Raw genomic sequence first — 12518 nt, forward strand, 5'->3', positions numbered from 1 at the left:
CGCTTTTTTTATTACTTGCTCTCTTTATTCGTAATAGAAGCACTTACGAAGTCATGGAACAATGGTTGTGGACGGTTTGGACGAGACACAAGTTCTGGATGGAACTGTGCTGCCACGAACCAAGGGTGGTCTTTTAATTCAATGATTTCAACTAGACGACCGTCTGGGCTTGTACCAGAGAATACAAATCCTGCTTTTTCCATATCCGGACGGAATTGATTGTTGAACTCATAACGATGACGATGACGCTCATATACAACCGGCTCGTTGTAAGCATTGTAAGCATTTGTTTCTTCAGCAAGCTTACATGGGTATAGACCAAGACGAAGTGTACCACCTAAGTCTTCTACATCTTTTTGTTCTGGTAATAAGTCGATGATTGCATAAGGTGTGTCAGGATTAATTTCAGAAGAGTTAGCTCCTTCTAATCCTAATACGTTACGTGCAAATTCGATTGATGCAAGTTGCATACCTAGGCAAATTCCTAAGAATGGAACTTTGTTTTCACGAGCATATTGAATTGCAACGATTTTACCTTCTACACCACGATCGCCAAAGCCACCTGGTACAAGGATACCATCTGTGTCGCCAACTAATTCTTTCACGTTCTCTGCTGTTACGTGCTCAGCATTTACCCATTTCACTTCTACATCTGTGTCGAATGAGTAACCTGCATGACGAAGTGCTTCTACAACAGAAATGTATGCATCTTGAAGCTCTACGTATTTACCAACAAGAGCGATTTTTGTTTTCTTAGAAAGGTTACGCACTTTATTAACTAGCGCAGTCCACTCTGTCATATCTGCAGCTGGATTGTCTAATTTTAAGTGATCACAAACGATTTGGTCCATGTTTTGCTCTTGAAGAGATAACGGAACCGCATATAAAGTATCTGCATCGCGTGCTTCGATAACTGCTTTTGTATCGATGTCACAGAATAATGCAAGCTTGTCTTTCATGTCCTGAGAAACAGGTAGTTCTGTACGAACAACGATAATATTTGGTTGAATACCTAAGCTACGAAGCTCTTTAACGCTATGTTGCGTTGGTTTTGTTTTCATTTCACCCGCTGCTTTTAAGTACGGGATTAACGTACAGTGAATGTACATTACATTGTCACGACCGATGTCGCTCTTAATTTGACGAATTGCTTCTAAGAATGGTAGAGACTCGATATCACCAACAGTTCCACCGATTTCTGTAATAACAACGTCCGCGTTTGTTTCACGACCAGAACGATATACACGTTCTTTAATTTCGTTAGTAATGTGAGGAATAACCTGAACTGTTCCTCCTAAGTATTCACCACGACGCTCTTTTTGAAGAACTGAAGAGTAAATTTTACCTGTTGTTACGTTGCTGTATTTATTTAAGTTGATGTCGATAAAACGCTCATAGTGACCAAGGTCTAAGTCCGTTTCTGCACCATCATCTGTTACGAATACCTCACCGTGTTGGTATGGGCTCATAGTCCCCGGGTCTACGTTAATGTATGGATCAAACTTTTGAATAGTTACGTTTAAACCACGATTTTTTAAAAGTCTTCCAAGAGATGCTGCTGTAATACCTTTACCTAAAGACGATACTACACCGCCTGTTACAAAAATATACTTAGTCATGAAAATACTCCCTTCTACCTTGTTGTTATATAATCACCGTTGCAAAGCGCAACGTATGTAGATAACACTGTACCTATCTTATTGTTAGACTCTTTTTATTTTCTAAACAAAAAACAAAAAAGAAAATTGCTCCCCTCATCACATAAAGTAATAAGTAGGGAGCAATTTTCTTTTATATTTACACTTTAAAAGTATTATCGTCCTGTTTTAAAGAGCCCAAAAATGATTCTACATGGACGATAATGAAAAGTCAAGAACTACAGCTCTTCCTCTTCTTCTTCATTTTCATCGTACTCAAGTTCTTCTTCTGCGAATTCTTCATCTTCTTCTTCTAAATCATCAAGATCATCATCTTCGTCATCTGCATCTTCTTCTTCAAGAACCTTGTCCAAATCTTCTACATCTTCTTCTTCGTCTGCATTTCCGTCTGCATCGTCGAATTCATCTTCATCTTCTTCGATGTAGTCGTCAAAACCGTCCTCTTCAACTTTACGTTTCTTCTTCGGTTTTGGCTGAGGTAAGATTTCTTCATCAATTTGCTCATATGGGTACCAGCTACGTAGTCCCCAACGATTTTCTCCTAAATTAATGAAACGTCCATCGATGTTTAAATCTGTATAAAATTGTGCGAGTTTCGCATTAACTTGCTCTTGAGATAGTCCCAGCACTTGAGCGATTTCTTGAACCAACTCGTTGAATGTCGTTGCTTGTCTTTTATCCCCTAAAACGCTATGTACAACTTCAATCATTGAACATTCTTTTAGCTCTTCTGGTGAATATTGCTTAAAATTCACTTATGCGGCACTTCCTTTCTTCAAATATAACCTTATATATAACGGTCTGCTTAAAAAAATCCATACTATTCATTATAAACAAAAGTCGCACAAATATGCTACAAAAAAAACGGGAAACTTTAATATGGTAATAAAATTATAATTTGTCCATTCCTTATTTCGGAAGCATATGCGCCCCTTGCAATACATACCTAATTTGCATTTCTGTATATTCTTCAAGCGTATACAGTTTTTGCAGGGCCCAACGTCTAAATCCCCACATTTGTCCTTGTATGAAAATATTATGTGCAAGAAGCTGTATTTCTTTTTTATTTAATGTAAATGTTCCATTTTCCGTACACTGTTCTAAAATATTCTCGAACATTCCTACCATTTGAAACTCTTTTTCTAATACATATGGGAGTGATTCTTTCGGTAAAAAACGTACCTCTTGATACATAATTAATACTTCTTCTTGCAATTCATCCATCACTTTAAAATAATTCGTTATTGCTATCTTTAAACTTTCTATACTTCCCTTCTCTGTACACACTACTTCCTCTAACCGCTCTTTTACATGTTCATATATACTATCACAAACTAAATATAAAACATCATCTTTTGTACGAATGTACTCATAAAGTGTTCCAATACTAAACCCAGCCGCCTTCGCAATTTCTCTCGTTGTTGTACGTGGGAACCCTTTTTGCTTAAACAGTTGCACCGCACCTTTAATCATTTGTTCACGCCTTAACGCAACTAATTTTTCATCTTTCACTGATGCATGTACATTATGTTTAACCATCCCCTTCACCTCTCTCTATTATTTTTGGAAGGAAAAAGCGTAGGAAAATACCTACGCTTTCGTTCCTATTTCGTTAACATACGAGAAATTACAAGCCTTTGAATCTCTTGCGTTCCCTCATATATCTGTGTAATCTTTGCATCGCGCATATAACGCTCTACTGGATAATCTTTCGTATAACCATAACCACCAAATACTTGTACTGCTTCAGTCGTTACCTTCATCGCTGTATCACCTGCAAATACTTTTGACATCGCTGACTCTTTCCCGTACGGAAGCCCTTCAGATTCAAGCCAAGCCGCTTGATATGTTAAAAGACGCGCCGCCTCTACATCCGTTGCCATATCTGCAAGTTTAAAGCCAATTCCTTGCTGCGCCGCAATTGGCTTCCCGAACTGATGACGCTCTCTTGCATATTCTACGGAAGCATCTAAAGCGGATTGTGCAATACCAACCGCTTGCGCCGCAATACCATTACGACCGCCATCTAATGTTTGCATCGCTACCTTAAATCCTTGCCCTTCTTCTCCGAGTAGATTCTCTACAGGAATGCGGCAGTCTTCAAACATAATTTCAGTAGTCGGCGAAGAGCGAATCCCTAGCTTGCTCTCTTTTTTCCCAACTGAAAATCCCGGCGTATCGCTCTCCACAATAAATGCGCTCGTGCCACGCTGCTTCGATTCAGGGTCTGTTAATGCAAAAACAACGTAAATATCAGCAATGCCACCATTTGTAATAAAGATTTTCGATCCATTTAAAATGTAATGGTCTCCATCTCGTTTCGCAGTTGTCCTCATTCCGCCAGCATCTGAACCAGAACTTGGTTCCGTTAAACCGTATGCCCCAATTTTCTTTCCTTCTGCCATCGGTCGTAAAAACTTTTGCTTTTGCTCTTCCGTTCCAAATTTAAAAATTGGCCAACCAGCAAGTGAAGTATGTGCAGACAATGTTACACCTGTAGAAGCACATACACGGGATAATTCTTCAATGGCAATTACATACGCCAAGTAATCGCTTCCAATTCCACCATACTCTTCAGGCCACGGAATGCCAGTTAAACCAAGCTCTGCCATTTGATCAAATAAAGCGCGATCAAATCGCTCTTCCTCATCACGCTCTGCCGCCGTCGGTGCTACTTCATTTCTTGCAAAATCCCGAACCATTTTTCTTATCATTTCATGTTCTTCTGATAATTTAAAATGCATTCCCGTCTCCCCCTCGTCTTTTTATAAAGCTCGACTAATTACAAGCTTTTGTATTTCGCTCGTTCCTTCATATATTTGCGTGATCTTCGCATCACGGAAAAATCTTTCTACTGGATAATCTTTCGTATAACCGTAACCGCCAAATACTTGCACCGCTTCAATCGCAACTTCAACAGCCGTCTTAGAAGCAAATAGTTTCGCAATAGAAGCTTCTTTACCGCATGGTAATCCTTGAGCTCTTAGCGATGCCGCTCTGTATACAAGTAATCGCGCTGCTTCTACGCTAGTCGCCATATCTGCAAGTTTGAATCCGATTCCCTGCTGCGCCGCAATTGACTTGCCGAATTGCTCGCGCTCTTTCGCATAATCAATCGCACATGCAAGCGCCGCTTCCGCGATTCCTAATGCCTGCGCTCCGATCCCAATTCGTCCAACATCTAAATTCGCCATCGCCACCTTAAATCCTTGTCCTTCTTCACCAAGTAAATTCTCGGCCGGCACTTTCATATCTTCAAACGTAAGTTGTACTGTACGAGAACCAAGAAGCCCCATCTTATGCTCATCTTTTCCGATGATTAAGCCTGGTGTATCTTTCTCTACAATAAATGCAGAAATGCCACTTTTCCCCGCCTCTGGATTTGTAGAAGCGAATACAATGTATGTACTTGCTTCGCCGCCATTCGTAATAAATACTTTCGATCCATTGATAATGTAGTGATCGTCTTTTTTTACAGCTCTTGATTTCAAACTACCTGCATCTGATCCTGCACTTGGTTCTGTTAGAGCAAATGCGCCTAAATACTCACCAGTCGCCAATTTAGAAACATATTTCTGCTTCTGCTCTTCTGTTCCGAAGTATAAAATCGGATTCATTCCAACTGACGTATGTACAGCTAAAATTACACCAACCGTTGCACTTACCTTTGAAATTTCCTCAATTGCTAGAATGTAAGAAATAAAATCCATTTCTGCCCCGCCATATTTTGCAGGCGCTGGAATACCCATTAGTCCAAGCTCACCCATCTTTTGCAAAATCTCTTTCGGGAACACCCCTTGTTCCATACTAGGAACAAAGGGAGCTATTTCCTTCTGCGCAAAATCCCGAACCATTTTCCTCATCATTTGTTGCTCTTCAGTAAAGTGAAAATTCATGTACTTCGCCTCCGTTTGCTATATATCTTTTTAACAATTTGGTAAGACCACTATTTTAATAAAGGGAGGACTTTATTCGTAAACGTAGAAACCACGACCCGTTTTACGTCCTAACCATCCTGCATTCACATACTTGCGTAATAATGGACATGGGCGATATTTACTATCTCCTAATCCTTCATGCAACACTTCCATAATGTATAAACACGTATCTAAACCGATAAAATCAGCGAGTGTCAAAGGCCCCATCGGATGATTCATACCGAGCTTCATTACTTCATCAATCGCTTCTTTCGTTGCTACACCTTCATATAACGTATAGATTGCTTCGTTAATCATCGGTAATAAAATACGGTTCGATACAAACCCTGGGAAATCATTTACTTCAACTGGTACTTTCCCGATTTTTTTCGTAATATCCTCAATCGTTTCATAAACTGCATCATCTGTAGCTAAACCACGAATAATTTCAACGAGTTTCATAACTGGAACTGGATTCATAAAGTGCATGCCGATTACTTTCTCAGGACGTTTCGTTACCGCTGCAATTTCCGTAATTGGTAACGATGACGTATTCGTTGCTAAAATTGCGTGTTCTGGAGCGATTTCATCTAGATTCGCAAAAATTTTCTTTTTAATATCCATTTTCTCAACAGCAGCTTCGATAACAAGATCCGCTTCTTTTACACTATTTAAATCGAGTGTCCATGTAAGACGATTTAAAGTCGCTTCTTTCTCTTCTTCCTTCATACGACCTTTTTCTACTTGACGAGCTAAATTTTTTGTAATAACAGCTAGCCCTCTATCTAATTGCTCTTGCTTTAAATCTTGCACTTTCACATCATAGCCTGCCATTGCACACACTTGTGCGATACCTGAACCCATTTGTCCTGCACCAATTACAACTATTTTTTGTACACCCATTCTTTCTTCCCCCTTAATATAAGTTGTTAATAAACCAAAATCCTCTACACGTAAATTAACGAACTTCAATCATAATTGCGTCACCTTGACCGCCACCGCTACAAATAGAAGCAATTCCAATTCCGCCGCCACGCTGCTTCAGTGCATGGATAAGTGTAACGATAATACGTGCTCCGCTCGCTCCAATTGGATGCCCCATTGCTACAGCACCGCCATTTACATTCAATTTTTCCGGATCAATCCCTGCAATTTCAGTACTTGCAATTGCTACCGCCGCAAATGCCTCATTGATTTCAAATAGATCGATTTCTTCAATTGTCTTACCTGTCTTTTTCAACAATTCATTAATTGCATAACCTGGCGTTCTTGGGAAATCCTTCGATTCTACCGCAATTGCTGTATGCGCCAAGATTGTCGCTAATGGCTTTCTTCCCTCTTGCTTCGCTCTATCCTCGCTCATTAATACAAGCGCCGCACCGCCATCATTTAGTCCAGGAGCATTACCAGCTGTCACCGCTGACGTCTTATCAAATACAGGCTTTAATTTCGCTAATTTTTCAATCGTTGTATCCGCGCGTGGCGCCTCATCCTTAGCCACGACGATAGGATCGCCTTTTCTTTGCTGAATTGTTACTGGTACAATCTCCTCTTCAAAACGACCTTCCTTATGTGCTGAAACCGCACGTTGATGGCTACGATATGCCCATTCATCTTGTGCTTCGCGAGAGATCCCGTCTTCTTTTGCAACTTCTCCGCCATAAACACCCATGTGTATACCTGAAAATGCGCATGTTAAACCGTCTGCAACGTTTAAATCGATAACTTCGTTGTTGCCCATTCTGTATCCCCATCTTGCTCCTCGTAAAATGTAAGGACTGTTACTCATCGATTCCATTCCACCAGCTACAATCAGTGATTGGTCACCAGTACGAATAATTTGATCCGCTAAAGTAACTGCGCGAAGCCCTGATGCACAAACCTTATTTACTGTTTCTGTCTGCACTTCCCAAGGAATCCCAGCCGCTCTTGCTGCTTGGCGTGATGGAATTTGTCCTTGTCCTCCTTGGATAACCGTTCCAAATATAACTTCTTCAACATCACTTGCGGAAACATTCGCCCTTTCAAGCGCTGCCTTAATTGCGATTCCTCCAAGTTCTGTTGCTTTCACGTCTTTTAAAGTCCCTCCAAATTTTCCAACCGGTGTTCTTGCAGCACTTAAAATAACTGTTTTACTCATGTTTCTTTCCCCCATTTCTTTTTTTAACGCCGAGCGCTCGCTCGGTATTCCTACGTTGAGAAGAGGTGCAATAATTGCACCTCTTTCTAAAGTTGTATGCATTCCCACAAACTAGATTGCTTCTTTCTTCTGTCCGATAACTGAGCGTTCTAAAATCTCTGTTACGTCCAGCGTTTGAACTGTTTCTTCAACTTCTTTCGCTTTCGTACCGTCACTAATCATCGTTAAGCAATATGGGCATCCTGTACCGATAATTGACGGTTGTACAGCCAGTGCTTGTTCTGTACGAGCAACGTTAATACGAGAACCAGCCGTTTCTTCCATCCACATTAAGCCGCCACCTGCACCACAGCACATTCCCGTTTCACGGTTACGCGCCATTTCTACAAGGTTTACACCTGGAATTGCTTTTAGAATATCGCGCGGTGCCTCATATACTTCGTTGTATCTTCCTAAGTAACAGGAATCATGGTACGTAACTGTTTCTTCAATAGAATGGACAGGTTTTAAACGTCCTTCCTTCACCCACTGGGCTAGTAATTCTGTATGATGATAGACTTCTGCTTGTAAGCCAAAGTCCGGGTACTCATTTTTAAAAGTGTTATAAGCATGAGGGTCAATCGTAACAATTTTCTTCACTCCTGCTTTTTCAAATTCCTCAATGTTTTTCGTTGCCATCTCTTGGAATACGAATTCGTTTCCGAGGCGGCGCGGTGTATCACCAGAGTTCTTTTCCTTATTACCAAGAATTGCGAATGAAATGCCTGCTTCGTTCATTAGCTTCGCAAATGATATCGCAATCTTCTGACTGCGGTTGTCATACGAACCCATTGATCCAACCCAGAATAAGTATTCAAACTCTTCGCCAGCTTTTGATTTCTCTTTTACAGTTGGAACTGTTACTTCATCATCACCTTGACGCCATGTTTCACGCTCTTTACGGTTCAGTCCCCACGGATTACCTTGACGCTCGATATTTGTCATTGCACGCTGCGCCTCTGCATCCATTTTCCCTTCTGTTAAAACGAGATAGCGGCGTAAATCAATAATTTTATCAACATGTTCATTCATAACTGGACACTGATCTTCACAGTTACGGCACGTTGTACATGCCCAAATCTCTTCTTCTGTAATAACATCTCCGATTAAGCTCGGATCGTAAGCGAGCGCTGTAGCTGCTGATTCTTGTTGTCCTTTTCCAGCTGCCATCATCGCTAACTGATTTCCTTGTGTATTATTAAAAGCAACAACTGGAACCCACGGTGCTTTTGATGTTACCGCTGCCCCTTTATCCGTTAAATGGTCGCGAAGTTTTAAAATTAAATCCATCGGTGATAACATTTTGCCTGTTCCTGTTGCCGGACACATATTTGTACAACGGCCACATTCTACGCAAGCATATAAATCAACGAGCTGATTTTGTCTAAAGTCTTCAATTTTACCAACACCGAACGTTTCTTGTGTTTCATCTTCAAAATCGATTTTTTCAAGTTTTCCCGGATTTGAAAGACGACCAAAAAACACGTTAACTGGTCCAGCAATTAAATGCGCGTGTTTTGATTGTGGAACATAAACTAAAAACGTTAGCAAGATTAATAGATGCACCCACCAAGAGAAATAGAACACTGAAATGGCTACGGTTTCATTTATCCCTGAGAAAACGTAAGCGATTGCAGAAGCAATTGGTTCACTCCATGAAAGCTCCTCACCGTGCCATATAATTCCCATACCATTACCAAGTAGCACAGAAATCATTAAGCCACCAATAAAGATAAGAACAAGACCTGATTTGAAATTACGTTTTAAACGAACAAGCTTTTCAACATAGCGTCTATGAAAAGCCCAAAAGACTGCGATTAAAATAACAAGTGTGACAATTTCCTGGAAGAATGTAAATGCAGGGTATAGTGGTCCAAGTGGAAGATGTGATCCTGGTGCGAGCCCTTTCCAAACGAAGTCAATTGCTCCAAATTGGACAAGAATAAATCCGTAAAAAAACATAACGTGAATAATGCCACTCTTTTTATCTTTCAGCAGCTTTTTCTGACCGAAAACATTGACCTTAAGAAGATCCCAACGCTCTTTAAAACGACGGTCAAATTCAATCTTTTTTCCTAATTGTATGTAGGCCATCCTCGTTCGTATAAGATATACAAACAAATATCCCGCATAAGCAATAACAGCAATGGCAGCCAGCCAATTAATGATTAGTAAGCTATTCATTTTTATGCTACCCCTCTCTTTGTAAGCCCTCTTTCTTTTTTAGAATCTTCGAAAATATATAATTTTCTGAATTGTATCCCCTATTCCCATTATATAATGAGTGAGCATTCAGTCAACAGTTTTTTGTTATACAACAACACATTTTTTAATAAAGCTGTTTATTTGGGTGAAACTATAAAGTGAAACTTTAACCAGGGGGCTGTTCATCCCCCTCTGATTATTAGCCCACACCAATCGGGATAAAGTGACATTTTGATTTGTAAAAAACTGATGGTGAAAAGACCGTGAAGGAGGGAATCTACTTATGTTCTTCTTATCTCTCTTGTTAATAGGTAGCGCTCTCTGGATTACAATCGACCTTTCATATGGGAGAATTATTCATTTAAAGCGTGTACGTTCTCGTTCTTTCCCTTTACGTCAAAGTGATTTTCACCTTTATACATACGGAAAAGATTTGTATGACGCCCTATTTACTGATATAAAACAAGCTAAACACCATGTGCACGTTTTATTTTTCATTGTAAAAAATGATGAGATAAGTCGTACGTTTTTAAAGCTACTTATCGATAAAGCACAAGAAGGAATTGAAGTAAGACTTTTGCTCGACCGGTTTGGAAGTCATTATTTATCAAAAGAAGCGATTCATTCGCTACAAAAGCATGGTGTCTCTTTTTCATTTTGTCACAAAGTGAAATTTCCTTTTCCTTTCTTTTCTGCAAATCAAAGAAACCATAGAAAGATTACAGTTATTGACGGGAAAATTGGCTATATTGGTGGATTTAATATTGGCGAGGAATATTTGGGGCATAATCAAAAGTTAGGATTATGGCGAGATTATCATTTACGTCTTACAGGAGAAGGGATACAAGATTTACAAAAACAATTTTTACATGATTGGTTCGACGATACAGGTCAAAATTTATTAGATTCATCTCTTTATTTTCCTAAACAACAACCAGGGATCATTCTACATCGTTTTGTCCCTACTGATGGTGCCTATTTACAAAATACATTTTTACAATTAATCGAAAGCGCAAAAAAAGAAATCTTTATCGGTACACCATATTTCATTCCTGGAAAAAAAATTATGAACGCATTATTAAACGCACGAAAACGTGGAGTTCAAATAACTATTCTCGTTCCACAAAAGGCTGATCACGCCCTCGTTCGAGAAGCAAAATTCCCATATTGCCGAAAGTTAATACAAGCTGGTTGTAATATTTACGCTTTTCAACAAGGATTTTTTCACGCAAAAATCATTATAGTGGACGATCATATTTGTGATATTGGGACTGCTAATTTTGATATGAGAAGCTTATATATTAACCATGAAATCAACTGTCTTTTATACGATAAACATTTCATACAAGAAGTGAAAAATAAATTCCATGAAGATCTAAAAAATGCGTCATTACTTTCCTTTGATGATGTCAGCCCACTTTCCCTTATTGATAGGGGCAAAGAATGGATAGGAACGATACTTGCGTTCTTCTTATAGGAAAGGCGATAAATAAAAGAGGTGTATCCTTTATGATTATGCGGTTTGGATATGTCTCACATGCAATGGCATTGTGGGACTGTTCTCCTGCTAAAACGATGACATTTACAAGCTTTAAAAAACTCAATAAACAAGAGCGAGAAGATAAATTGTACCATGTTACAAGGCAGAACCTAGAACACACAATACGCATCCTTCATTACAATATTGCACACGAAATTCCATTATATCGTTTATCATCTTCTATCGTTCCACTTGCAACACATCCTGAAGTTGAATTTGATTACATTCAACTATTTGCTCCACTATGGCGTAAAATAGGAGCATTAATTCAAGAACACAATTTACGCGTAAGTTTTCACCCAAGCCAATTCACACTATTTACAAGCGACAAACCACATATTACAACTAATGCAATTACAGATATGACCTATCATTATAACGTGTTAAATGCTATGGGAATTGCAGATTCTTCCTACATTAATATCCATGTAGGTGGCGCGTATGGAAATAAGGAGAAGGCAATCGAACGTTTTCATGAAAACATACAGAAACTTCCTGACCATATAAAAAGACAAATGACTCTTGAAAATGATGATAAAACATATACAACTTCTGAAACTTTGGCTATTTGCCAAAAAGAAAAAATCCCTTTCGTGTTCGATTATCATCATCACATAGCGAACCTTTGTAATGAATCACTAGAAGAATTACTTCCTATGATATTTAAAACTTGGTCACATACAAATGTCCCTCCTAAAGTTCATATTTCTTCTCCTAAATCAGAAAAAGAATTTAGGTCCCACGCAGATTATATTGATTTAGACTTTATTAAACCTTTTTTACACATTACAAAAAAAATTGATCATAATTTCGATATTATGATTGAAAGTAAACAAAAGGATTTAGCACTTCTTCAGTTAATAGATGAAATCTCTTCTATAAGAGGGATAAAAAGAAAAAACGGCGCAGTGTTACAATGGTAATTTGTAATACTGCGCCATTTTTTTCATAAGAAAGTAATTCCTATAGTAAAAAACATTCCAATTTATATGCTATTATTTAAATTAGCATTTTCCCCC

10 protein-coding genes are annotated in these 12518 nt (G+C 39.0%); 2 read left to right on the top strand and 8 right to left on the bottom strand.

The genetic code is table 11. The annotated features are described in order from the left end of the window. Positions 1 to 11 precede the first annotated feature (11 nt). From pyrG to LUS72_RS26460, 8 genes are all read right to left on the bottom strand, one after another. Positions 12 to 1619, bottom strand: coding sequence for a CTP synthase (gene pyrG / locus LUS72_RS26425; protein WP_000170445.1), 1608 nt, complete (start codon positions 1617 to 1619; stop codon positions 12 to 14). Positions 1620 to 1876: 257 nt separating this feature from the next. Beyond that, positions 1877 to 2413 carry a DNA-directed RNA polymerase subunit delta gene (rpoE, locus tag LUS72_RS26430; protein WP_098361669.1) on the bottom strand — a complete coding sequence of 179 codons (537 nt, stop codon included), beginning with the start codon at positions 2411 to 2413 and terminating at the stop codon, positions 1877 to 1879. Positions 2414 to 2567: 154 nt separating this feature from the next. Continuing rightward, positions 2568 to 3197: a TetR/AcrR family transcriptional regulator gene (locus LUS72_RS26435; protein WP_000238599.1), complete on the bottom strand. Its 630-nt coding sequence runs from the start codon at positions 3195 to 3197 to the stop codon at positions 2568 to 2570. A gap of 65 nt (positions 3198 to 3262) precedes the next feature. Continuing rightward, on the bottom strand, positions 3263 to 4402 hold the full coding sequence (gene acdA / locus LUS72_RS26440; RefSeq protein ID WP_071744053.1) for an acyl-CoA dehydrogenase AcdA: 1140 nt from the start codon (positions 4400 to 4402) through the stop codon (positions 3263 to 3265). A gap of 21 nt (positions 4403 to 4423) precedes the next feature. Continuing rightward, on the bottom strand, positions 4424 to 5554 hold the full coding sequence (locus LUS72_RS26445; RefSeq protein WP_264448470.1) for an acyl-CoA dehydrogenase: 1131 nt from the start codon (positions 5552 to 5554) through the stop codon (positions 4424 to 4426). Between the two features lie 72 nt (positions 5555 to 5626). Further along, positions 5627 to 6478: a 3-hydroxybutyryl-CoA dehydrogenase gene (locus LUS72_RS26450; protein ID WP_002094337.1), complete on the bottom strand. Its 852-nt coding sequence runs from the start codon at positions 6476 to 6478 to the stop codon at positions 5627 to 5629. 55 nt (positions 6479 to 6533) lie between these two features. Next, positions 6534 to 7817: an acetyl-CoA C-acetyltransferase gene (locus tag LUS72_RS26455; RefSeq protein ID WP_128856191.1), complete on the bottom strand. Its 1284-nt coding sequence runs from the start codon at positions 7815 to 7817 to the stop codon at positions 6534 to 6536. A 9-nt stretch (positions 7818 to 7826) separates the two neighbouring features. Continuing rightward, complete coding sequence (locus tag LUS72_RS26460) at positions 7827 to 9938, bottom strand: (Fe-S)-binding protein (protein WP_097831455.1); 2112 nt, start codon at positions 9936 to 9938, stop codon at positions 7827 to 7829. Between the two features lie 304 nt (positions 9939 to 10242). Here LUS72_RS26460 and cls point away from each other — a divergent pair, with 304 nt between their 5' ends. Both cls and uvsE read left to right on the top strand, forming a co-directional pair. After that, the gene (gene cls, locus LUS72_RS26465) at positions 10243 to 11436 is read left to right on the top strand and encodes a cardiolipin synthase (protein WP_097831454.1); all 1194 of its coding nucleotides are present in this window, start codon (positions 10243 to 10245) and stop codon (positions 11434 to 11436) included. A 32-nt stretch (positions 11437 to 11468) separates the two neighbouring features. Then, positions 11469 to 12422, top strand: a complete 954-nt coding sequence (uvsE, locus tag LUS72_RS26470; RefSeq protein ID WP_097831453.1) for a UV DNA damage repair endonuclease UvsE — start codon at positions 11469 to 11471, stop codon at positions 12420 to 12422. Positions 12423 to 12518 lie beyond the last annotated feature (96 nt).

The organism is Bacillus cereus, from assembly GCF_025917685.1.
GTDB lineage: Bacteria > Bacillota > Bacilli > Bacillales > Bacillaceae_G > Bacillus_A > Bacillus_A cereus_AT.